Origin of the sequence: Citrobacter sp. MGH103 (assembly GCF_001034475.2) — a bacterium.
GTDB classification, from domain to species: Bacteria; Pseudomonadota; Gammaproteobacteria; order Enterobacterales; family Enterobacteriaceae; genus Citrobacter; species Citrobacter freundii.
This window is the reverse complement of sequence record NZ_CP073043.1, coordinates 3,876,119-3,898,916: the sequence shown is the minus strand read 5'-3', so window position 1 is coordinate 3,898,916 and position 22,798 is coordinate 3,876,119. Positions and strand designations below refer to the sequence as shown.

Here is a 22,798-nt window from a genome sequence, read left to right as displayed (position 1 = left end):
CGTAGGCCTGATAAGCGCAGCGCCATCAGGCAGTTCACGGTTTTAAGGTAGGTGATGTATGTGCGAACTGCTCGGGATGAGCGCCAATGTGCCAACCGATATCTGCTTTAGCTTCACCGGGCTGGTCCAGCGCGGCGGAGGTACCGGGCCGCACAAAGACGGCTGGGGTATTACGTTTTATGAAGGTAAGGGCTGCCGTACGTTTAAAGATCCGCAACCCAGCTTTAATTCGCCTATCGCCAAACTGGTACAAGACTATCCCATCAAATCCTGTTCCGTGATTGCCCATATTCGTCAGGCGAATCGTGGAGAAGTAGCGCTGGAAAATACCCATCCATTTACCCGTGAACTATGGGGACGTAACTGGACGTATGCCCATAACGGGCAACTCAGCGGTTATAAATCACTGGAGACCGGTAATTTCCGCCCGGTCGGTGAAACCGACAGCGAAAAAGCCTTCTGCTGGCTGCTCCACAAGCTGACGGAGCGTTATCCGCGCACGCCTGGCAATATGACGGCGGTGTTTAAATATATCGCGATGCTGGCAGGAGAACTGCGGGAGAAGGGCGTCTTCAACATGCTGTTGTCTGACGGACGTTATGTGATGGCCTTCTGCTCGACCAATTTGTTTTGGATCACGCGGCGTGCGCCGTTTGGCGTGGCGACATTGCTGGATCAGGATGTGGAGATTGATTTTAGCTCAGAGACCACACCCAATGATGTGGTCACCGTGATTGCCACTCAACCGTTAACCGGCAATGAAACCTGGCAAAAGATTATGCCAGGCGAGTGGGCATTATTTTGTCTCGGGGAGCGCGTAGTTTGATGCCAGTTGCGGCTGAACCACTTCGTGACTCAACGGCTTGCTGATAACGTAACGGCCATCGACGACGGAAACGGTCGGTGGCTTACGCGTTTGTTCGAAGTAATCGTATCCCGGTTTTAGCTGCGACCAGAACTCTTTGTAATACGAGAACTTATGGCGCTGCATGTTGGCATCGGTCATGCGGAACGGGTAAATGCTAACCTGTACGCTGGACTGCCCGAACACCAACGCGCCGGTGACAAACTGGAAAATCTCATCAATGCCGTTGTCGGTCATCGCATAGCAGCCGACGGAAACGCATGCGCCGTGGATCATCAGGTATTTACCTTCATAACCGTGGGCGCGATCGTAGGCATTAGGGAAACCAATGTTAATCGCTTTATAGAAGCGGCTATCCGGTTTCAGCTGTCCACGCTGAACGCTGTAAAATCCTTCCGGACTTTTGAAATCACCCTGACGCTGTTTCGGCCCTAAGCCACCGGAATAATTACAGATCTTATAACTGTCGAGCAATTGATACTGTTCGCCCATCTTGACGTACAGATCCAACGTTCGCTCTTCTTTGAAGATCTGGATATAAACGGGGGAGCCCATTAATTGCTGCTTATATTCTTTGCTGACAGGCGTAGTCGGGCTGCTGCTGCTCAGCAAACCGGCAAATGAAACGCACGGCAATAAAAGCATCGCAAGAAAAAATGCGATTTTACGCATACTGCTTATTCCTTGATAAAACGATCACACACGCCAGGACGGCAAAAGAGTCCCCAAATCGGATAAATCTGGATCTGGAGCGCTCACATTATCACCCAGAGAGTTTTTCGCAAGTCTCTCTTGCTGCGTTTACACTTTAGATTTTCTTTATACGGATAATTGTGCTTAAAGTCTGTCAGACACTGGCGTATTTTGCGGGTGAGCGACCGTCATTGAGCCCTATTAGTGCAAAATTCCTAATGTATTGAATTTAAAAAATTAATACTTTAATAATCAAATATTAAAATGGAATACCCGGTAATAGCGGTAGACTGCGCGGAACGTGTTTGATTAGGTATTTTTGTTTTCATGTCTTTTGTCTCTGCACCCCGACGCTTTTTGCCGGGTCTGCTGTCTTTGTGTGTTGTATTGTCCTCACCGTCTGTCGCCAAAGTTCAGCCCCTCTTATCTGACGCCCATGTAAGCTATGCGGCGCAAATTCGCATGCGTAATCGTGCCCGGCTGCTGAAGCAGTATCACGCACAGGTAAAAAAGCAGGCAAGCTACGTGGTGGAAGGCAACGCAGAAAGTAAAAGCGCGCTGCGCCAGCAGAACCGGGCGCTGATTAAACAGCACCCGGAGTGGTTCCCTGGCCCACTAAAAGCCAGCGACCATCGCTGGCAGGAACTGGCTGAGAATGATCATTTTCTTAGTAGCGATCATCTACACAATATCACTGAAGTGGCCATCCACCGACTTGAGCAACAGCTCGGTAAACCTTATTTGTGGGGCGGTACCGATCCGGATGAAGGGTTTGACTGTAGCGGGCTGATTTTTTATGCCTACAACAAAATCCTGGCGGCAAAATTGCCCCGGACAGCGAATGAAATGTATCACTATCGACGGGCTACTATTGTCGCTAACCGCGATCTTCGCCGTGGTGATTTAGTGTTCTTTCATATTCACAGCCGGGATATTGCCGATCATATGGGCGTCTATTTGGGGCAGGGACAATTTATTGAATCACCACGGACAGGAGAAACAATTCGGGTGAGCAATTTATCCGATGACTTCTGGCAGGATCATTATCTAGGCGCTCGTCGTATTCTTACGGAAAATACGATTCTGTAATCAAAAAGGCGGTGTAATGACACCGCCTCGGCAGGCGTTAACTTAACGCCCCCATGATCTTTAATTCCAGTTCATCCGGAACTTCGTTATAAGACAACACCTGTAGGCCCGGGGCAAACAGGCGCGCATAGCGCGCGAGCAAAGGACGTAACTGCGGCGCGACCAGCAGCACAGGCTCTTTCCCCGCCGCTTTCATCTGTTCTTTTATCTGCGGCATATTGGTCTGAAACTGATTCAGCATATTGGGATCGACCGGCACGCTATCCAGCACCACTTTTCCACTTTGCTGAGCCTGATTCACCACATTCGCCAGCAGATTCTCCAGTTCACTGTTCAGCGTATATACGGCCAGCTCATCTTTGCGCACAAACGGGTGGGTAATGCTGCGACGGAGCGCCAGACGCACATCCGCCGTTAACAAAATATGATCTTTGGTCACGGTGCTACTGGCGACAAGTACGGTGGCTATGGTGACGATATCGCGCAATGACACACCTTCGATAAGCAGCGCCCGGTACACTTTCAAGAGCTGGCTGTAATTCAGCGCTGCGCTCAAATCTTCCGCCAGACGCGGCGCCATAGAAGAGAGGCGGTTATGCAACTGCGTAATGTCATCGTAATTAAACAGCTCTGGAATATAGTTACGAATGATCTTATTCACATGCGTCGCAATGACGCTGGCACTATCAATAACCTGGTACCCCATATTTAACGCTTTAGCTTTTTGCGCCGGAACAATCCAGGTGACCGGCATACCATAGGCTGGATCGTGGCCTAAAACACCGTCGATCTCGCCATAGGTTTCACTGGAGGGCAGCGCCATCAGCTTATCTGCGGGAATATCGGCTTCATCGGCCTTGATCCCATTGATAAAAATGGCGTACTGGGTCGGTTTAAGGCGGAAGTTTTCGCGGATGCGAATTTCCGGCAGCAGTACGCCGTTCGTGTCTGAGATCACCTGTCGCACGCCGCGAATGCGTTGAGTGAGCGGATTCCCTTTGGATTTATCGACCAACGACACCAGCTTATATCCCAGGCTCAGGCTGATAGGTTCTATTAAGGGGATAGTTTCCCAACTGACCTGCTGCTCGGTGGTTTCAGCGATGGTTTTGGTCAGCGTTTCGAGATTTTTCTCTTCGGTCTCAGCCACCTTCGGTCGCTTGCTCATGCGCCAGGCGGTGAATCCCAGCAGGGCGCTGAAAATCAGGAAGGGGAAATGCGGCATCCCCGGCACCACTGCCAGCACAAACATAATGCTGGTGGCGGTATACAGCACGGAGGGGCTGGCCAGCAGTTGGCTACGTACGTCCGTGGCAATATCGCCGCTGTCGCTTACGCGGGTGACGATGATCGCTGCTGCTGTCGACAACAGCAGAGAAGGGATCTGGGCGACCAGGCCGTCACCGATGGTCATCAGTACGTATTGCTGGAAGGCGGCTTCGGCGCTTAAATCGTATTTAAAGATCCCGATACAGACGCCGCCGATCAGGTTGATAGCCAGGATCATCATCCCGGCGATGGCATCGCCGCGCACGAACTTTGACGCACCATCCATCGCGCCATAGAAATCCGCTTCGCCCGCTACGTCTTTACGTCGCGCTTGCGCCTGCGCCTGATTAATCAGTCCTGCGTTCAGATCGGCGTCGATCGCCATCTGCTTACCGGGCATGGCGTCCAGCGTAAAGCGGGCAGAAACTTCGGAGATACGCTCCGCACCTTTGGTCACCACGATAAAGTTAATTGTGAACAGCGTCAGCAAGGCTGACCGAGAAAATATTGTGGCGGCGCTGCACGGCCAGTCAATCTTTAACGGTGGCGGTATGGCACCTTTAAACAAGCTGGGCAAGCAGCCGATAGCGCCGGGTGCGCAGAAGAAAAACGTCACGCGCAACAAGTTGGATAAAACGGTTACCCCGCAAGAGACGGCGAAGATCACAGAAGATAACGCCAAAAAAGCGCTGGATGTAAATGAAAAAGCGGTGTTGCTGAAGCAAAAATCAGCGCGTGAATTGGGCGAGCTGGCGACCGATATTAACGTCATTGCCCGCAACGCACATATGGAAACCAACCTCGAGATGGAGATTGTTCCTCAGGGGTTGCGCGTACTGATTAAAGATGACCAGAACCGGAATATGTTTGAACGCGGCAGCGCCAAAATTATGCCGTTCTTTAAATCGCTGCTGGTTGAGCTGACCCCCGTGTTTGACTCGCTGGACAACAAGCTCATCATTACCGGACATACGGATGCGATGAGCTATAAGAGCAACATTTACAACAACTGGAACCTCTCCGGCGACCGTGCTTTGTCAGCACGACGCGTGCTGGAAGATGCCGGCATGCCGCAGGATAAAGTCATGCAGGTTAGCGCCATGGCGGACCAAATGCTGCTGGATGCCAAAAACCCGGAAAGCGCAGGCAACCGCCGTATTGAGATCATGGTGTTAACGCAAAGTGCTTCCGATACGCTGTATCAATATTTTGGTCAGCACGGCGAGAAAGTGGTTCAGCCACTGGTTGATAAGCTGGACAAACAAAAGCAGGTGGCCTCTTTACGTCAGCCCTCTGTTCCCGTCACTCATTAATTCTGTTTTCCGCCCCCCACGCAACGTGGGGGCAAATTATCCCTCAGGAAGGTAATGTGATAGATGTAACCCATATTATTCCATTGGATATTCATACTGATAACGTCACTGATGGGGCTTGTCAGGGCGCGCATTTCGACCCGGTTTCAGGTATCTGGTACACCGAGCCTCATGTGTTAAATGAGGGGCTTCGTGACTATGTCTACAACACCGACAGTTTTAACATCGTTGCGCCGTACTATCTGGTGATTACCTCGAAGATGCACTGCTGGAGCTGCCACCAGCTCATCCATATTCACGGGGTGATGTTTACCCGCTTTATCAGAAAAGATCAGGATGGCAAAGGCTGGCAATCTATTCGACGGAATACCTTTCTGTTCCACATTAATTCTCTGCCTGAAGAGATACAAAAGAACATCAAAGCCAGCAATTACTATCTGGATAAAAGTAAAACTACCGGGCTACGTTACTGGATGAATCATTGTGAAATTTGTGGAGAGCGTCTGGGCGACTATGAGCTTTTCTGCGTGGAAAATGATGCATTTCGCCTGATGACGATCGAAAAACTGCTGCGGGCAAAGATTCGCAAAGTGAATAAGCTTTTTGTCAGTACGGCGGGTAATCCCGCAGAACATAAGATCACGGACATCGTGCGTTACCTGTGCGATGCACGCTTCGTCATGAATGGTCCGGCCTAAGGTATAAACAGACTTCTCACAACATAAAAATACTGTATACTTAAACAGTATTGTGGGAGGCGAGCGATGCGCAAAATCATACATGTCGATATGGACTGCTTTTTCGCGGCGGTGGAAATGCGCGACAACCCCGCCTTGCGTGATATTCCCATTGCTATTGGCGGCAGTCGTGAACGTCGGGGAGTCATCAGCACGGCCAATTACCCGGCGCGCAAATTTGGTGTGCGTAGCGCAATGCCGACCGGAATGGCGTTAAAACTGTGCCCGCATCTCACGTTATTACCTGGTCGTTACGAGGCCTATAAAGAAGCCTCCCGCCAGATTCAGGCTATTTTCTCCCGCTATACCTCGCTGATAGAACCGCTTTCGCTGGATGAAGCCTATCTGGATGTGACTGACAGCACTCACTGCCATGGCTCAGCTACGCTGATCGCTCAGGAGATCCGCCAGACAATTTTTGCCGAGCTACAGTTAACCGCCTCTGCCGGAATTGCGCCGGTCAAATTTCTGGCAAAAATAGCCTCCGATCTCAACAAACCCAATGGGCAATATGTGATTACCCCTGCCGATGTTCCTGAATTTCTCAGAACATTACCGTTAGGCAAAATTCCCGGCGTTGGCAAAGTCTCTGCCGCTAAGCTGGAAGCGATGGGGTTGCGAACCTGCGAGGATGTTCAGAAATACGACCTGGCCATGTTGCTCAAACGTTTTGGTAAGTTTGGTCGCGTGTTGTGGGAACGTAGCCAGGGCATTGATGAGCGCGACGTCAACAATGACAGACTGCGCAAATCAGTCGGCGTCGAGCGTACTTTGGCAGAAGATATTCATGAGTGGGCTGAATGTGAGGAGATTATTGAGCGGCTATATCCCGAACTGGAACGACGTCTGGCCAAGGTAAAACCGGATCTGTTGATCGCCCGGCAGGGAGTAAAACTCAAGTTTAATGATTTTCAGCAAACCACTCAGGAGCACGTCTGGCCGCGCTTAAGTAAAGATGACTTAATTGCGACGGCGCGCAAAACCTGGAATGAACGTCGGGGAGGGCGGGGCGTAAGGCTGGTGGGATTACACGTCACGCTGTTGGATCCACAGCTGGAAAGGCAACTACTGTTGGGGCTGTGATGTTGATGTATTGCCGGATGGCTGCGTAAAAACTATATCCGGCCTACAAATCAGCATGTAGGCCGGATAAGCACCGCGCCATCCGGCGTTTAGCGCAGACTTACTTCGCCGGAATAGACTTCAGCAGTTCAGTCAGAAGCGTCCAGTAGTGGCCGACGCTTTCAATATGAACCTGCTCATCCGGAGAATGCGGACCGGTGATGGTTGGCCCGATGGAAACCATGTCCATATCTGGATACGGTTTCTTGAACAGACCACATTCCAGACCGGCGTGGATAATCTGGATGTTCGGCGTTTTGTTGAACAGACGCTGATAGGTTTCACGAACCAGGTGCATAACCGGAGAGTTGGCATCCGGCTGCCAGCCTGGGTATCCGCCTTTTGCCTGGGTTTTCGCGCCAGCCAGTTTACCCAGTGAATCCAGCATGCTCACCACGTAGTCTTTACCGCTGTCGATCAGAGAACGGATGAGGCAGTGAATTTCAACGTTGTCGTCAGTCATGGTTACAACGCCGACGTTCAGGGAAGTTTCTACCACGCCTTTGGCGACGTCGGAGTTGCGGATAACACCGTTCGGGGTGGCGTTCAGCAGACGCACAAAGCTGTCACGAGACTCAGCGGTCAGCGCGGCTTTGTCTTGAGTAACGGCATCCAGCAGCAGAGCCAGGTTCTTCTCTTTGGCTTCCAGTTCGTTTTTCAGGATTTCCTGGTAGGTGCCGACCAGCGCTTTTAACGCATCAACTTTATCTGCAGCTACGGCGAGGGTAGCAAAGGCTTCACGCGGAATCGCGTTGCGCAGCGTACCGCCGTTGAAATCAACCAGACGCAGATCCAGCTCTTGGGCGTGACCCGCCAGGAAGCGGACCAGCAGCTTGTTGGCGTTACCAAGACCCACGTGGATTTCACCGCCGGAGTGGCCGCCTTTCAGGCCTTTCAACGTCAGCTTAAAGCTCTGGAAGCCAGCCGGGATTGCTTCACGGGACAGCGGCAGGTTAGAGGTAAAGTCGATACCGCCTGCGCAACCCATGTAGATCTCACCTTCTTCTTCAGAGTCGGTGTTGATCAGAATATCTGCCTGCAGCCAGTTAGCCTGCAGACCAAACGCGCCATCCATACCCGCTTCTTCGGTCATGGTGAGCAGGACTTCTAACGGGCCGTGTACCACGTTGTCATCAGCCAGAACGGCCAGCGCAGACGCCATACCGATGCCGTTATCCGCACCCAGCGTGGTGCCACGGGCTTTTACCCATTCGCCGTCAATATAAGGCTGGATAGGATCTTTAGTGAAGTCGTGTACGGTGTCGTTGTTTTTCTGCGGGACCATATCCAGGTGCGCTTGCAGAACGACCGGTTTACGGTTTTCCATGCCTGCGGTAGCGGGTTTGCGAATCAGGATATTACCGACTTGATCGCGCTCGACGTGGAAACCTTTTTCCTGGGCCCAGCTCAGAATGTGTTCAGCGAGCTGCTCTTCATGATAGGACGGATGAGGAATAGAACAGATTTTGGCAAAAATATCCCATAGCGGTTGCGGGGATAATTGAGACAGTTCAGACACGTTGAGTCTCCTTGGCGATGTCCTACAAAACTTGCTTGCAGGCCACGGGGTTAGCAGAATTAAAAACATCACAAGTCAGGCTTGCGCGATGCGATTGAGAATACCACTTTCTCCGCTGACGGCTAGCATAAAGCATGCAAAAAGAGGCGCGGATTCCGCGAAACACTGGTTTTTAGTGCGTCAGATCTCTATAATCTCGCGCAACCTATTTCCCCCTCGAACACTTTTTAAGCCGTAGATAAACAGGCTGGGACACTTCACATGAGCGAAAAATACGTCGTCACCTGGGACATGTTGCAGATCCATGCACGTAAACTGGCAAGCCGCCTGATGCCTTCTGAACAATGGAAAGGCATTATTGCCGTTAGCCGTGGTGGTCTGGTACCGGGCGCATTGCTGGCGCGTGAATTGGGTATTCGTCATGTCGATACCGTATGCATCTCCAGCTACGATCACGACAACCAGCGCGAACTGAAAGTGCTGAAACGTGCCGAAGGCGACGGTGAAGGTTTCATCGTAATCGATGACCTGGTTGACACCGGTGGTACCGCCGTTGCGATCCGCGAAATGTATCCTAAAGCGCATTTCGTTACTATCTTCGCTAAGCCGGCAGGCCGTCCGCTGGTGAATGATTATGTTGTTGATATCCCTCAGGATACCTGGATTGAACAGCCGTGGGATATGGGCGTGGTGTTCGTCCCGCCGATCTCTGGTCGCTAATCTAAAAAGTTTTCAACGCCTGGCAACTGCCGGGCGTTGTTCTTTTTGTGCAGTGTCAGGTTACACTATGCCTTAGTGAGTACTCATGGAGGCTGCAATCATGTCACAGGCTAACCTCAGCGAAGTCCTGTTTAAACCCCGCTTCAAACACCCTGAAACGTCAACGCTGGTTCGTCGTTTTAATCACGGCGCGCAGCCGTCCGTACAATCTGCCCTGGATGGTAAAACCATTCCCCACTGGTATCGCATGGTGAATCGTCTGATGTGGATCTGGCGTGGCGTCGACCCGCGTGAAATCCTTGAGGTGCAGGCACGTATCGTGATGAGCGAAGCCGAGCGTACGGATAAAGAACTCTACGATACGGTTATCGGCTATCGCGGTGGGAACTGGATCTATGAGTGGGCGAAGCAGGCGATGGACTGGCAACAGAAAGCGTCTATGGAAGAGGATCCGCAGGTGAGCGGACGCCACTGGCTGCATGCGTCTACGTTGTACAACATTGCCGCTTACCCACACCTGAAAGGCGATGAGCTGGCAGAACAGGCACAGGCTTTGGCCAATCGCGCCTATGAAGAGGCCGCGCAGCGACTGCCGGGGACATTGCGCGAGATGGAATTTGCCGTTACCGGCGGCGCGCCAATCACTGGATTCCTGCATATGCCAAAAGGCGACGGTCCGTTCCCGACGGTGCTGATGTGCGGTGGCCTCGATTCCATGCAAACGGATTATTACAGTCTGTATGAGCGCTACTTTGCTCCACGTGGCATTGCCATGCTGACGCTGGATATGCCGTCGGTTGGGTTCTCATCAAAATGGAAACTGACTCAGGATTCCAGCCTGCTGCATCAGCATGTATTAAAAGCGCTGCCTAATGTTCCCTGGGTGGATCACACTCGCGTGGCGGCCTTTGGTTTCCGCTTTGGCGCTAACGTAGCGGTACGTCTGGCATATCTGGAATCATCACGCCTGAAGGCGGTGGCCTGTCTGGGACCAGTGGTTCATGCGCTGCTCAGTGACCCGCAACGTCAGGCGAGCGTCCCGGAAATGTATCTTGATGTACTTGCTAGCCGCCTGGGGATGCATGACGCCTCCGATGAAGCGCTGCGCGTTGAGCTTAATCGCTATTCATTAAAAGTGCAGGGCCTGCTGGGGCGACGCTGCCCGACGCCAATGCTTTCGGGGTTCTGGAAGAACGACCCGTTTAGCCCGGAAGAAGAGTCACGTTTAATCACATCTTCATCCTCAGACGGTAAGCTACTGGAGATTCCCTTCAATCCGGTGTATCGCAATTTTGACAAAGGGTTGCAGGAAATAACCAGTTGGATCAATCAGAGATTGTGTTAAAAGTTTGCTAAATTTTATCGATTTGGTAAAACAGGTGCTTCACCTAAGGAGATCGTAATGACGTTACCGAGTGGGCATCCGAAAAGTAGATTGATCAAGAAATTCACCGCGCTTGGCCCGTACATCCGGGAAGGGCAGTGCGAAGATAATCGATTTTTTTTCGATTGTCTGGCTGTTTGCGTCAACGTGAAACCCGCCCCTGAGAAACGCGAGTTCTGGGGCTGGTGGATGGAACTGGAGGCGCAGGAAAAACGCTTCACGTATAGTTATCAGTTTGGTTTGTTTGATAAAGACGGTAACTGGACTGCGGTGCCGGTGAAAGAGACTGAAGTGGTAGAGCGACTGGAATACACCTTACGTGAATTCCATGAAAAATTACTTGGCTTGTTAACGACGCTGAATCTGGCGCTGGAACCTGCTGACGACTTTAAGGATGAACCGGTTAAGTTAACGGCATAATGAACAGTGAAAAGCCGGATGGCGGCGCAACCCCATCCGGCTTTTTTATGCTATATCAAAACTGGTAGACCATACCGACTGCAACGATATTATCATCGTTGATGCCCAGCTTATTATCGCTATCGAGCTGGTTGATTTTATAATCGACAAACGCGGACATATTTTTGTTGAAATAGTACGTTGCGCCGAGATCAATATAATTCACCAGATCCTCATTGCCGACGCCTTCAATATCTTTCCCTTTAGACAGCACATAACCCAGTGACGGACGCAGACCAAAGTCAAACTGGTACTGAACGACCGCTTCGAAGTTCTGTGTTTTATTAGCAAAGCCACCGGAAATTGGCGTCATATTGCGCGTTTCAGAATAGAACGTTGCAATATAAATATCGTTAGCATCATATTTTAAGCCAGTTGCCCAGGCTTCTGCTTTATCGCCTGTACCGCGAGTTTGCAGATTCTGCTGGTTAGTACGATCGGAGTTGGTATAAGCGCCGCTCACCGCAAAATCGCTGCCGCCAAAGTCATAGGTAACGGAAGTACCAAAACCGTCGCCATTCTGTTTTTTCACATCGCGGTCCTGGTTTTTACCCTGATATTGCAGGGTCAGATCCAGGCCATCCACGACGCCGAAGAAGTCGGTGTTACGGTAAGTTGCCAGGCCGCTGGCACGTTTGGTCATAAAGTTATCGGTCTGTGCGGAGGAGTCGCCGCCGAATTCCGGGAACATATCGGTCCATGCTTCCACGTCATACAGCGCACCCAGGTTACGACCATAATCAAACGAGCCAAAATCTTTTAATTTCACACCGGCGAAGGCCAGACGTGTTTTTTGTTGGTTAGAATCGCTTTCAGCTTTATTGCCGGCGAATTCAGCCTCCCAACGACCATAACCGGTCAGTTGATCGTTAATTTGCGTTTCGCCTTTAAAACCTAAACGGATATAGCTTTGGTCACCATCTTTGCTGTCATAATCCGTCATGTAATGCATGGCTTTTACTTTGCCGTATAAGTCCAGTTTATTACCGTTCTTGTTATACACTTCCGCTGCCTGTACGGATGCCGACGCAACAATTCCCATCACCACTAATGCCAGAGTGCTCTTTTTCATTTTCATTCCTGATTAAAAGTACGCGCTAATATTCACTGGGTGTGATCCCCCGTTAAAAGACAGGAGGGTTTTTAACGTCTGGCAATGAACGTTTTATGACAAAGTAAGAATATTTTTAAAAAAGGATGTTTTTTTGTTTCTGTAATAAATGCGTCAAAATCTGCCGCTACGCTTGCTGATCCTGCGCAATAAAATTTCATGCTTTGTGCGCTGGTTGTTGGCAACCGGGGCCAGTCCTGCTAAAACGTTCGTTTGATATCATTTTCCCCAATTTTGAATGGCAGAGAATCATGAGTGACAGCCAGACGCTGGTGGTAAAACTTGGCACCAGTGTGTTAACGGGCGGATCCCGCCGCCTGAACCGCGCCCACATCGTAGAACTGGTTCGCCAGTGCGCGCAGCTCCATGCCGCAGGGCATCGTATTGTTATTGTTACCTCAGGCGCGATTGCCGCCGGACGTGAGCATCTTGGTTACCCTGAACTCCCGGCAACGATAGCCTCGAAACAGCTGTTGGCAGCGGTAGGGCAGAGCCGACTGATTCAACTATGGGAACAGCTTTTCTCGATTTACGGTATTCATATCGGGCAGATGCTGCTGACGCGTGCGGATATGGAAGACAGAGAGCGCTTCCTCAATGCCCGTGATACCCTGCGCGCGCTGCTGGATAACAACATCGTTCCTGTCATTAATGAGAATGACGCCGTAGCGACCGCCGAGATTAAAGTGGGTGATAACGACAACCTCTCAGCGCTGGCGGCAATTCTGGCTGGAGCCGATAAGCTGTTGCTGTTGACCGATCAGCAGGGGCTGTTCACCGCCGATCCGCGCACCAATCCGCAGGCGGAGCTGATCAAAGACGTGCACGGTATTGATGATGCGCTGCGCGCCATTGCCGGAGACAGCGTCTCGGGTCTGGGAACCGGCGGGATGGGAACAAAACTGCAGGCCGCCGATGTCGCGTGCCGCGCCGGGATCGATACCATAATTGCCGCAGGCAGCAAACCGGGCGTGATTGGCGACGTGATGGAAGGCGTTTCCGTTGGGACGCGTTTTCATGCTCAGGCATCTCCACTGGAGAACCGTAAACGCTGGATCTTCGGCGCGCCGCCTGCCGGAGAAATTACCGTTGATGAGGGCGCTACCGCAGCGATTCTGGAACGCGGCAGCTCATTACTGCCAAAAGGCATTAAAAGCGTGACAGGCAACTTCTCTCGTGGTGAAGTGATCCGCATCTGCAATCTCGAAGGGCGCGATATTGCCCACGGCGTCACCCGCTATAACAGCGATGCGCTGCGCCGTATTGCCGGACATCACTCACAACAGATCGACACCATCCTGGGCTACGAATACGGCCCGGTTGCTGTCCATCGTGACGACATGATCACCCGTTAAGGAACAGGCATATGCTGGAAAAAATGGGCATTGCTGCCAAAGCCGCGTCATATAAGCTGGCGCTGCTCTCCAGTCGCGAAAAAAATCGCGTACTGGAAACCATTGCTGATGAGCTGGAAGCGCAAACCGAAAGCATCCTCAGCGCGAACGTACAAGATGTTGAGCAGGCGCGAGCCAACGGCCTGAGCGATGCGATGCTCGACCGCCTGGCTCTGACGCCAGCGCGTCTGAAAGCGATTGCTGACGATGTACGCCAGGTGTGTAATCTCGCCGACCCGGTCGGGCAGGTGATTGACGGTGGGCTTCTGGACAGCGGTCTGCGTCTGGAGCGTCGTCGCGTCCCGCTGGGCGTGATTGGCGTAATTTATGAAGCGCGCCCAAACGTCACCGTTGACGTTGCCTCCCTGTGCCTGAAAACCGGCAATGCCGCGATCCTGCGCGGTGGGAAAGAGACCTACCGGACGAACGCCGCCACCGTGGCGGTTATCCAAAAGGCGCTGGAAGCCTGCGGTTTACCCGCGGCTGCCGTACAGTCGATTGATAACCCGGACCGCGCACTGGTCGCTGAGATGCTACGGATGGATAAGTACATCGATATGCTGATCCCTCGCGGTGGCGCGGGCCTGCACAAGCTGTGTCGTGAGCAGTCGACTATCCCGGTCATCACCGGCGGCATTGGCGTATGTCATATCTATGTTGATGATACCGCGGAGATCGCCCCGGCCCTGAAGATTATCGTCAATGCCAAAACCCAGCGTCCGAGTACCTGCAACACCGTAGAAACTCTGCTGGTGCATCAGGATATCGCCGCGCGTTTTCTGCCAGCATTGAGCCAGCAGATGGCACAAAGCGGCGTAACTCTGCACGGAGACGAAATGGCGCTGGCTACATTGAAGGCAGGACCTGCTAATGTGGTTGCGGTGAAAGCTGAAGAGTATGACGACGAGTTTCTGTCGCTGGATTTGAACGTGAAAATCGTCACCAGTCTGGATGATGCCATCGCCCACATCCGCGAGCATGGTACCCAGCATTCCGATGCGATCCTGACGCGTACGCTACGCAACGCCGATCGTTTTGTGAATGAAGTCGATTCTTCCGCTGTGTACGTTAACGCTTCTACGCGTTTTACCGATGGCGGCCAGTTTGGACTGGGTGCGGAAGTGGCGGTAAGTACGCAAAAACTGCACGCGCGTGGTCCAATGGGGCTGGAAGCACTGACTACATACAAATGGGTTGGCTTCGGCGACGACACGATCCGTGCGTAATTGAAAACGGGCGATTCCATAATAGCACTCTGATTTTCAAGGCTATTAAGGCATCGCCCTGTTAATTCTAACCTTCACTCCACTGCCACATTTTTCTATCCTGCGTTTTAACATCATCAGTCTGGTTTTGACCCATGCGTCCCTGTGCCAGAAAGGCGATGTATCACAGAATTTTCCCTGCCAGCATGAATTTTCCTGGTCTTAAGTTCACGTATTGTTCCCATGGCCCGATCTATTAGAATCAGTCTCATTTTTATGAGGAGTTGTTGCGTGAAATCGGATATTCACAAACATCGCATTCCTGTAGTGCCGCTCGGCAACCCGTTTCCCCCCCGCCATTGTTCGCTGTGTCCAAAGGGAGCGGCAATTGATCGTGATAATCAACACCGATTAATAGACAAAAGAAGAAGGTTTAAAGCTGGGGAGATACTCGCCCGGCAGGATGAAGCCGCAAACATGCTTTTTGTTATTCACGAGGGATACTGCAAGTCCAGCGTGGAATGCGGTGATAACGATTTTATCAGTCGCTTTTATGTTCCGGGAGATATCATGGCGCTGGATGCTGTCGAAGGGGGGAAGTACCTGACAACGATTAAGGCGGCAACGGCTGCGGAGGTATGTCATATCGATATTGCGCGGTTGTTCAAAGTAGCAGAAAAGGATCCGTCGGTTGCTGCCGCAGTCATCAAGTTTCTCTGCAGGGACAATGGATTCATTGTTGAAAAACTGCGGCGCTATGCGAATAAACATGCTGAGGCCAGGATCGCTGCTTTTCTGGTGGAGTTTTACGAGATGCATTTACGTATTGGCAGGCCAGAAACGACGCTTCACTTGCCATTCTCCCGGGAGGAAATTGCCAGTTATCTCGACCTTAAAATTGAAACCGTTAGCCGGTCATTTAAATCCCTCGAACAACAAAATTTGATTACCCTACATCGGGTACGAACGGTAACACTTAATAGTTATTTGGGATTAAAAGGTTTCAGCTAAATCTCTCCTGTTGAGCGTTATATAACTCTTGATATTCCAGGAATATTCTTTTTATATGGAAAATTCCTGGTTTTATTTATGTGAAATAATTATCAATTCGAATACTAATCCTCCAGCTTAGCGATTATTTTATAAGAATATTCCCCCTCATATGAATATTTCATGAGAATTTTCTTGTGAAGTTAAAGAATTAGCATAATTGCAACAAATAATAAGCATTATAGAGAAAATATGGAGGCGTTAATTATCTTTATGTTTTGTAAGGATTTTGCTTAGGTGGTATTTGTATGATCTTTTTGATATTTATCAAAAACATAAAAAAGATGAATTGTTTGGTATTGCTTATTTGTGCGGGTGATAATTCTGAAACAAGGCGCATTTCAAGTAATTCTGTCTTAGGAGACTTCTTAGATAAATTTTTTTGTGGGAAAATTCTTAGTTTTTTGTATTTTTTGCGTTTCAGGGTTTGTTGAGATGTTACTTAATTCAAATGATAATTTTTTGGCGCGGCAATTCTGGCTCGCAACTAATGGAACCGCTGGAGTGACTTAAAAATAAGACTCGGTGGTGAGTTTGTTCTTAGGAGAAGATAAAAATGAAAAAATTATTATTAGTAACCTCTCTGGCTTCTGTATTTGTTGCAGCAAATGCAATGGCAGACGTTACTGCTTCTGCAACTGCCTCGTGGGACGCGACGGCAACAAAAGATACCACCAGTATGTTGGTTGTCACCCCGCTGAACTCTTTGACTTTCCAGTATGCTGAAGGACTGAAAGCCTTCAACTCTCAGGACGGTGCTTTTGATGTGACTATTCAGGGTCAGGAAACGGCAACTGATTTTGAGCTGACTGCTCAGATCATTAGTAACACGCTGACCAACGCCAGTGGCGATGCGTCTACCCTGAACGTAGGGGTGGCATGGAATGGCACCGCGCTGACTAACTCATCAGATACTGTCCTGGTTAACTCCAGCTCGACTTCTGGTCTTGAAAGCCTGATGGCTGATGGCGCTTATAACGGTGCTGCTCGTGTCAGCGATCAATCCAACTTCAAATTCACCATCGCGTCAGCGACTTCTGATGGTAGCCAGGCAGTAACGGATTACTCTGCTCTGCCAGACGGCTATTGGACTGGCGATGTAAAAGTACAGTTTAATGCAACCTGGACGACTCCGTCTGCCTAAGTAATAAAAATTCGGGAGAGTTTTTTCTCCCGAATTTATCAGGAATGGCGTCATGAAAAAATATTTACCGGCAGTGATGTTGGTAGGGTTAGTAGCATCTTTTCCCGGATGGGCAATTAATGTGGGTGAAATCACATCGATAATGACTTCTGCTGAGAGTTCATTATCGAAAGAAATTACTAATACAACTGATGCGGCGCGTTATGTCAGTGTTTCGGTAAAACAATTGTCATCACCTTTGGCGGGGGGAGTCGAAATAAAGCCTGTCAATTCCGGAGAGTTACTTTCTACACCTGCCAATCTTATTCTTCCTGGTCAAGCAAAGGATGTTTTCCGCTTCTTTTATAAAGGACCAGCAGATGATCTCGAACGTTATTATCGTCTGCAATGGATAGATGAGCCGGTCACCGAGAGCGCGGAAACCCGGGCGAATAAAATGGCGGTAGCAACAGCGTCGGCAGAAATTGGCACTATTCTGGTGGTCGCGCCGCGAAAAGAACGTTTTGAATATAGCCGAAATGGCGATGTTATTACCAATACTGGCAATGTTTCGTTTCGTGTGATCGCCTATGGTGCCTGTAAGGATAAGGCTCGCGATCAGGGACGAGGTTGTCGCGAACGCTATTACATTATGCCAGGTACAAAAATAAAACTGCAGTTCACCGACATTAGTAATAGCCGCTCACGCATTGGTATCTGGCACGGTAAGCAGTTTATTACAGTGAAGTGATGGTCAATAGCAGCCATCTGTACGGGATAAATAAAAATACCGGATTGTAAGGATGCATATGACAACAAAATATATTGTCGGCGGTAGCATTTGTCTTTTTCTTGCGCTGACACCAGGAACTTCACATGCAGCCCCAGTAAAAGTGGGTAATTACGTTATTCCCAGCGCTTTCGCCCGTTCACTGGAGCAGGGAATGACGGTGCCGGTATATATTCGTTACAACGAGACTGACGAGAAAAGTCAGCAAAAAATTGCCGATGCGATGATTTCGCTTGTTGATGGCAATATTACAGTTAAAGCCCTGACTCTTGCTGAATTGCCTAATAATGCCGTGTTATCTGGAAAAACTCGTGCGTTGGTAGAAAAAATTCGTGATGTGAAATTTCACGATAACACCAATATCGAGCTATCGGACAATGCACGCCTGCAACTCAACGTCTCTTCATTTCACCTGGAGATGATAGTCAGCAAAGATGCGTTAACTGAAGCGATTGTCGCACGCAGTAGCCTGCTTGGACCTTCCAGCGTGGAGTCTCTCTCTAACGTCCTGAATTATAACTTTGGTACCTACTACAACGATTATCATAATGGCAGCAGTACCCGCAGCTATCTGACGGTGGACAATACAACATCGCTGCGTGAGCACCATATCAATATTAACGGTTCGTTTTACGGCATCGGCGACAGCAACGGCACCAGTAAACTCTATCGTGCGATGTATGAGCGTGATTATGACGGGTATCGACTGGCGCTCGGGATGCTCGACACCTGGAACGTGCAGTCTATTGCTAGTTTGAATGCGTTGAATGGTGGGAAAATTTACGGTGTGAGCTACGGAAACAAAGGAAGTACGGTTGTTGAGAATACCGCGCTTTCACTCACGCCGATTACCGTATTTTTGCCAGCCGCTGGCGAGGTTCATGTCTTCCGTGATGGGCGTTTGCTCAGCGTGCAGAACTTTAATATGGGCAGCTATGAAATTGATACCAGTCGCTTTCCGTATGGTGTTTATGACGTCACGGTAGATATCGTGGTCAATGGCCGGACAATTAATAGTCGTATTAGCAGGGTTAATAAAATCTTTGCCCGCCAACAAGCCGTCGGGATTGATCAGCTTTCGTGGCAACTGTTTGGTGGCTCACTGGATTATGACCGTGTGAGTTACAAGCGAAATCATTATCAAGATTTGGGCAACGAGCAGACCTGGATTGCCGGGGGGGCCGCATCGGTGACGCTGGCGATATTATCGGGGCTGGGCCTGAAATCCACGCTCTACGGTTTTGACAACAATGCGGTTAATGAAACGGATGTCACGCTCAATGTGAATGAATACGTAAGTATTGGCAATCAGACGCTAGTGGCGAACGATTCGTCATGGCGAAATATCAGTAACATCAACCTTAATGTCCCTGAGGGATACGGTTCCCTATGGGCATCTCGTGAAGACAGTAAAATTGGCGATCGTCTGCCTTTACAGGAGCGTGATAATTATTCCATTGGCGGGACTCTTAACCTCGGAAAGTTTATTCCTCATGGCGGCTCGCTCACCGTGAGTCAGACGGAGAATCGCTACTCGGGAAATAAATATCGTAATCTGGACTACAGCACGACCCTTTATTCAGGCAGGTATGCCACGGTTGGGTTGCGTGCAGGTATTCAGCGTTATTACTACAACAATCGGAATGACGATGGGCGACAGGAACGTTATGTCAGTCTGGATTTATCGTTGCCGTTGGCGACCTGGTTGAGCATGGGCGTCTCCCGGGATCGTTATGGCAGTACTCAGGGTAATCTCAGCGCGCGTAAGCAGTATGCTGAGGGCCCGATTAAATCGGTCGGATTGTCGGCATCAACGCGTCTGAGTGGCGAACAATATTACGACAATAATTATTCGGTAAACGGCAATTTGAGTTATGACACGAAATATAACGCCGGCACCGTATCGGTAACGCGTTCTGCTGACAACTCCACCAATATGAACTTCTCTTCTCAAGGTTCTCTGGCGTGGGCAGGTAAAGATTTCGGCCTGAGTAAAGAGCGGCAGCGGTCCGGCATCATTGTGAAAACAGATTTGACCGGTGAAGGGAAACTAGCTGCGAAGATTAATAACCGCAATTATCTTCTCAGCGGTAAATCAAATTTCATTGCACTGCCGCCCTATGCTCAGTACAAGCTGGAAATCCTCAATGATAAAAACTCTGAGGACAGCTTCGATATTGTTTCAGGACGCAAACAGGAGCTGACGCTATATCCGGGTAACGTGGGTGTTATCAATCCTGAAGTGAAAAGCATGGTCACTGTATTCGGGCGCATTCGTTATCCCGATGGACAATTGGCTGCAAATACCGATATCCATAACCACATCGGTAAAACGCGTACGGATGAAAAGGGTGAGTTTGCTATCGATATCGATAAAAAGTATCCGGTCATCACGTTAATTTCAGCCAATGGCAGCATATGCGAAGCCGATCTTGATTTGGAAAAAGCACGCGGCGCAGCGTGGGTTGGCGATGTGAAATGTGCAACGCAAACCACGATGGCGCAGAGGTAATAAAATGAAAGTATTAATTAAATTAGCTACTGTAATCTGTGCCGTAGGGAGTTTTTCACCTGTGCCTGCTTTGGCGTTGAATGCAATCTCTTCCGGCTCAGTCAGCAATAACTATTTGTTTATCGAAAATGCCATTGATAGTGAATACTTTATTACCCCATCGGCACTTGATCCGCGTTTCAGCGGGTCAAACACGTGGATAAAATACGGTACCTCTCAGGTGAGTCTCGGGTATTTAGGTTTTGTCGGCTGGACTGCGCCTGGAAATTATTATCAGGACATGTGGATTGATAACTCCCCGATTAACGGGCCTTTCCGGGGAATCCGTTGTTATAGTGGCACCCAATGCCCATCAACCGGGTTTATTGCCGGATTGGGCACTGACAAAAACGGTTTTTATCATGCGCAGGTCGGCTCTGTCGCAGGCGTTATTGGTGGCGCCTACGGATTCGCTTCCCTGACCGATACTGCTTATGAGTACTTTCGCAATGTGCCTACCGGTAGCAGCGAAACCTACGTGTTCAACCGCTGTTATACTTCTGTAAATTATGATTATTCTTCCGGGCAACGGTGCAAAGACCAATCGACAGGATCATGGAATTACGTCAATTACACGTTAACTAAACGCGGTCATCTGTCACTTGTCTCGACTAACGCATTTCAGGAGCTTTGGGTTGCCAGCGACGGTACGCCGAGCATCACCAAAGACTCTGGTTATTGCGAACTTGGCGTGGTAGGCGGTACTGACGGTGTGATTTGCAAAATGGTGAGTTATAACCTGCAACAAACGGCCAATCTGACCGCCTCCTTGACGTTTCGCGCTTTTGTCGATACGGCGATGCTTGGTTTTACGCCCGGAGCGGCCACCGTGAGATACTCCGGGAATGGTTCAAACTGGTATAACTATGGTACTTCAACTGCTTATTACAACGTTTTTACGACCTCCGGAGAATACATTTATATTTTTCTGTCAAAAGCATTTTTGAAGAATCTTGTCGATTCAGGGATCAGCATTACTAACAGTCAGCCCTTTACCTTCGGCTTTTATAATGGCTTAACACCAGAGTCAGGACACTACCAGTTTACCCCTTCGCTACAGCTCAATATTGTGCCGAAGGAGTATGGGATCAGTATCGTCTCTTCGGACAACACAGCTTCTGCGAGCGGTAGTGGCACGATTGGCGATGCCGCTCCTATAGAAATGGAGTACACCGTAACCGTCTCAGGTCCCCGTCAAGCAGACAGTATTACCGCGCAAGTTATTGGGGAAAGTACGACGATAAACAGTGTCCCTTACTGTCTGTTTACGTCTGCGCAAGGCGGGCTGTCCGTCCCCATTCCCGCTTTTCTGCAGTACAACAGTCAGTCGGGGGGCGTGGTGCAAAAACGAAATAGCTGCAGTGAAGCGGCAGTCAGTATGAGAGATGCGCAGTGGCAACAGACGCCCTGGGACGCAAATAACAATGACGATGGAAGCTATTATGCTACTGATTTGAAATTGCTTTTCCCAATGAATGATTCACGTTCGATGTTAACCGTTTCCGGCGCTGACTGGGAAGGTGTCGTCAGCGCCAGTGGAGAGATAAAAGTCACGGCGAATTGGGTGGGAGTGACGCCATGAACCGCCGTCGTCTGGCGCTTAGATGGGTATTTATTCTACTTTCCGGTCTGACAGCATTCTCTACACAGGCAGTCTACCTGGAGTCGACCATTTATGAGATGCCATCGGATAAAGCATTTATCAGTAAACGAATCTATAACGATAGCCAGAAACAGAATTTATACAGTATCGGCGCAGTAAAAATTGATAAGCCGGGACCGGGAGGTGAAAACAGAAGTGCTATTGCTGAAGGCGAACTTCTGTTTACTCCGCTGAATTTTTCACTGGCTCCGCAGGCGAGTGAGTTTTTTAAGATTTTCTACCGCGGGCCGCAGGATGATAAAGAACGCTATTACCGAATTCTGTTTCGTGAAATGCCGATCACGCTGTTTACCGAACGTAATCAAGGGAAAGGCGGGCAGGCTCTCCCGGTGATCGCTATGGACACCATATTGGTTGTTCGCCCGAGAAACATAAATCTGGCCTACACCATTGATGAGGCTAACGGAACACTGAAAAACACTGGGAATACTTTTTTTAAAATCATCGTACACCAAGGGTGCAATTCAACCGATGATGAAGCCACCATGCGTTATGTGTTGCCGGGTGAAACCTGGCGTAGTAGTGAGCTCAAAACAAAAAACCGAAAGTTTATCGTAGCGTTGCAGAAATACATCCCAGTAGGTCAGGGGTGCTTCAAACTCAATCAATAGTAAGCATTGAGTCTGATCCGATATGTCATGGTTAGATATCGAACCTATACTGTAACTATCTTTATACAATGCAGTATTCAGCTCAGCACAGATGAAACTTTGGTCATTTGTACTCCATGTCACGGTATTC

General features: G+C 49.8%; 19 protein-coding genes and 1 pseudogene. 16 read left to right on the top strand and 4 right to left on the bottom strand.

The features are described from left to right. Positions 1 to 58 precede the first annotated feature (58 nt). Positions 59 to 826 carry a class II glutamine amidotransferase gene (locus SK33_RS18935; protein WP_003031388.1) on the top strand — a complete coding sequence of 256 codons (768 nt, stop codon included), beginning with the start codon at positions 59 to 61 and terminating at the stop codon, positions 824 to 826. On the opposite strand, the gene dpaA is transcribed toward SK33_RS18935, so the two are convergent. Next, positions 797 to 1,537, bottom strand: a complete 741-nt coding sequence (dpaA, locus tag SK33_RS18930) for a peptidoglycan meso-diaminopimelic acid protein amidase (protein ID WP_003843847.1) — start codon at positions 1,535 to 1,537, stop codon at positions 797 to 799. The genes SK33_RS18935 and dpaA overlap by 30 nt on opposite strands. A gap of 348 nt (positions 1,538 to 1,885) precedes the next feature. Here dpaA and SK33_RS18925 point away from each other — a divergent pair, with 348 nt between their 5' ends. Next, complete coding sequence (locus SK33_RS18925; protein ID WP_048219657.1) at positions 1,886 to 2,647, top strand: C40 family peptidase; 762 nt, start codon at positions 1,886 to 1,888, stop codon at positions 2,645 to 2,647. A gap of 37 nt (positions 2,648 to 2,684) precedes the next feature. Here the strand turns inward: SK33_RS18925 and SK33_RS18920 are convergent. Beyond that, a pseudogene (locus tag SK33_RS18920) lies at positions 2,685 to 4,403 on the bottom strand (flagellar biosynthesis protein FlhA); the annotation flags it as partial. Between SK33_RS18920 and lafU the strand changes: the two are divergent. From lafU to dinB, 3 genes are all read left to right on the top strand, one after another. Next, positions 4,315 to 5,229: a putative lateral flagellar export/assembly protein LafU gene (gene lafU / locus SK33_RS18915; RefSeq protein WP_197090006.1), complete on the top strand. Its 915-nt coding sequence runs from the start codon at positions 4,315 to 4,317 to the stop codon at positions 5,227 to 5,229. The pseudogene SK33_RS18920 and the gene lafU overlap by 89 nt on opposite strands. A 56-nt stretch (positions 5,230 to 5,285) precedes the next feature. Beyond that, the gene (locus SK33_RS18910; protein ID WP_048219656.1) at positions 5,286 to 5,927 is read left to right on the top strand and encodes a hypothetical protein; all 642 of its coding nucleotides are present in this window, start codon (positions 5,286 to 5,288) and stop codon (positions 5,925 to 5,927) included. A 66-nt stretch (positions 5,928 to 5,993) separates the two neighbouring features. Then, positions 5,994 to 7,049 carry a DNA polymerase IV gene (gene dinB, locus SK33_RS18905; RefSeq protein ID WP_016149619.1) on the top strand — a complete coding sequence of 352 codons (1,056 nt, stop codon included), beginning with the start codon at positions 5,994 to 5,996 and terminating at the stop codon, positions 7,047 to 7,049. Between the two features lie 100 nt (positions 7,050 to 7,149). Here dinB and pepD read toward each other — a convergent pair whose 3' ends face one another. Then, entirely contained in the window at positions 7,150 to 8,607 is a 1,458-nt protein-coding gene (gene pepD, locus SK33_RS18900; protein WP_048219654.1) for a cytosol nonspecific dipeptidase, read from the bottom strand. A 261-nt stretch (positions 8,608 to 8,868) separates the two neighbouring features. Here pepD and gpt point away from each other — a divergent pair, with 261 nt between their 5' ends. The 3 genes from gpt to crl all read left to right on the top strand — a co-directional run bounded on the left by gpt (position 8,869) and on the right by crl (position 11,131). Beyond that, positions 8,869 to 9,327, top strand: coding sequence for a xanthine phosphoribosyltransferase (gpt, locus tag SK33_RS18895; RefSeq protein WP_003031380.1), 459 nt, complete (start codon positions 8,869 to 8,871; stop codon positions 9,325 to 9,327). 100 nt (positions 9,328 to 9,427) lie between these two features. Next, entirely contained in the window at positions 9,428 to 10,672 is a 1,245-nt protein-coding gene (gene frsA, locus SK33_RS18890; protein ID WP_003031378.1) for an esterase FrsA, read from the top strand. A gap of 57 nt (positions 10,673 to 10,729) precedes the next feature. Then, positions 10,730 to 11,131 carry a sigma factor-binding protein Crl gene (gene crl / locus SK33_RS18885; RefSeq protein ID WP_003031376.1) on the top strand — a complete coding sequence of 134 codons (402 nt, stop codon included), beginning with the start codon at positions 10,730 to 10,732 and terminating at the stop codon, positions 11,129 to 11,131. Between the two features lie 55 nt (positions 11,132 to 11,186). On the opposite strand, the gene phoE is transcribed toward crl, so the two are convergent. Next, positions 11,187 to 12,242 carry a phosphoporin PhoE gene (gene phoE, locus SK33_RS18880; RefSeq protein WP_003031375.1) on the bottom strand — a complete coding sequence of 352 codons (1,056 nt, stop codon included), beginning with the start codon at positions 12,240 to 12,242 and terminating at the stop codon, positions 11,187 to 11,189. Between the two features lie 290 nt (positions 12,243 to 12,532). On the opposite strand from phoE, the gene proB reads away from it, so the two are divergent. From proB to SK33_RS18840, 8 genes are all read left to right on the top strand, one after another. Next, on the top strand, positions 12,533 to 13,636 hold the full coding sequence (proB, locus tag SK33_RS18875; protein WP_003031373.1) for a glutamate 5-kinase: 1,104 nt from the start codon (positions 12,533 to 12,535) through the stop codon (positions 13,634 to 13,636). An 11-nt stretch (positions 13,637 to 13,647) separates the two neighbouring features. Next, the gene (proA, locus tag SK33_RS18870; RefSeq protein ID WP_003031370.1) at positions 13,648 to 14,901 is read left to right on the top strand and encodes a glutamate-5-semialdehyde dehydrogenase; all 1,254 of its coding nucleotides are present in this window, start codon (positions 13,648 to 13,650) and stop codon (positions 14,899 to 14,901) included. 270 nt (positions 14,902 to 15,171) lie between these two features. Beyond that, positions 15,172 to 15,891, top strand: a complete 720-nt coding sequence (locus SK33_RS18865; RefSeq protein ID WP_016149621.1) for a Crp/Fnr family transcriptional regulator — start codon at positions 15,172 to 15,174, stop codon at positions 15,889 to 15,891. A gap of 595 nt (positions 15,892 to 16,486) precedes the next feature. After that, positions 16,487 to 17,074 carry a common pilus major fimbrillin subunit EcpA gene (gene ecpA, locus SK33_RS18860; protein WP_003031365.1) on the top strand — a complete coding sequence of 196 codons (588 nt, stop codon included), beginning with the start codon at positions 16,487 to 16,489 and terminating at the stop codon, positions 17,072 to 17,074. A 52-nt stretch (positions 17,075 to 17,126) separates the two neighbouring features. Continuing rightward, a complete protein-coding gene (locus tag SK33_RS18855) occupies positions 17,127 to 17,804 on the top strand; it encodes a hypothetical protein (protein ID WP_003031363.1) in 678 nt (225 codons plus the stop codon). A 58-nt stretch (positions 17,805 to 17,862) separates the two neighbouring features. Next, a complete protein-coding gene (locus SK33_RS18850; protein ID WP_048219652.1) occupies positions 17,863 to 20,355 on the top strand; it encodes a CS1-pili formation C-terminal domain-containing protein in 2,493 nt (830 codons plus the stop codon). Between the two features lie 4 nt (positions 20,356 to 20,359). After that, positions 20,360 to 21,976 carry a hypothetical protein gene (locus SK33_RS18845; RefSeq protein ID WP_008324500.1) on the top strand — a complete coding sequence of 539 codons (1,617 nt, stop codon included), beginning with the start codon at positions 20,360 to 20,362 and terminating at the stop codon, positions 21,974 to 21,976. Next, positions 21,973 to 22,668 carry a fimbria/pilus periplasmic chaperone gene (locus tag SK33_RS18840; RefSeq protein ID WP_003031358.1) on the top strand — a complete coding sequence of 232 codons (696 nt, stop codon included), beginning with the start codon at positions 21,973 to 21,975 and terminating at the stop codon, positions 22,666 to 22,668. Before SK33_RS18845 ends, SK33_RS18840 begins: the two co-directional genes overlap by 4 nt. Positions 22,669 to 22,798 lie beyond the last annotated feature (130 nt).

Excerpts from the sequence above, each read along its gene's own strand:
- dpaA (WP_003843847.1), bottom strand. The coding sequence starts at position 1,537 with ATGCGTAAAATCGCATTTTTTCTTGCGATGCTTTTATTGCCGTGCGTT.
- frsA (WP_003031378.1), top strand. The coding sequence starts at position 9,428 with ATGTCACAGGCTAACCTCAGCGAAGTCCTGTTTAAACCCCGCTTCAAA.
- crl (WP_003031376.1), top strand. The coding sequence starts at position 10,730 with ATGACGTTACCGAGTGGGCATCCGAAAAGTAGATTGATCAAGAAATTC.
- SK33_RS18935 (WP_003031388.1), top strand. The coding sequence starts at position 59 with ATGTGCGAACTGCTCGGGATGAGCGCCAATGTGCCAACCGATATCTGC.
- SK33_RS18850 (WP_048219652.1), top strand. The coding sequence starts at position 17,863 with ATGACAACAAAATATATTGTCGGCGGTAGCATTTGTCTTTTTCTTGCG.
- SK33_RS18925 (WP_048219657.1), top strand. The coding sequence starts at position 1,886 with ATGTCTTTTGTCTCTGCACCCCGACGCTTTTTGCCGGGTCTGCTGTCT.
- dinB (WP_016149619.1), top strand. The coding sequence starts at position 5,994 with ATGCGCAAAATCATACATGTCGATATGGACTGCTTTTTCGCGGCGGTG.
- SK33_RS18845 (WP_008324500.1), top strand. The coding sequence starts at position 20,360 with ATGAAAGTATTAATTAAATTAGCTACTGTAATCTGTGCCGTAGGGAGT.
- gpt (WP_003031380.1), top strand. The coding sequence starts at position 8,869 with ATGAGCGAAAAATACGTCGTCACCTGGGACATGTTGCAGATCCATGCA.
- SK33_RS18855 (WP_003031363.1), top strand. The coding sequence starts at position 17,127 with ATGAAAAAATATTTACCGGCAGTGATGTTGGTAGGGTTAGTAGCATCT.
- phoE (WP_003031375.1), bottom strand. The coding sequence starts at position 12,242 with ATGAAAAAGAGCACTCTGGCATTAGTGGTGATGGGAATTGTTGCGTCG.
- proB (WP_003031373.1), top strand. The coding sequence starts at position 12,533 with ATGAGTGACAGCCAGACGCTGGTGGTAAAACTTGGCACCAGTGTGTTA.
- ecpA (WP_003031365.1), top strand. The coding sequence starts at position 16,487 with ATGAAAAAATTATTATTAGTAACCTCTCTGGCTTCTGTATTTGTTGCA.
- SK33_RS18840 (WP_003031358.1), top strand. The coding sequence starts at position 21,973 with ATGAACCGCCGTCGTCTGGCGCTTAGATGGGTATTTATTCTACTTTCC.
- lafU (WP_197090006.1), top strand. The coding sequence starts at position 4,315 with ATGGCGTCCAGCGTAAAGCGGGCAGAAACTTCGGAGATACGCTCCGCA.
- proA (WP_003031370.1), top strand. The coding sequence starts at position 13,648 with ATGCTGGAAAAAATGGGCATTGCTGCCAAAGCCGCGTCATATAAGCTG.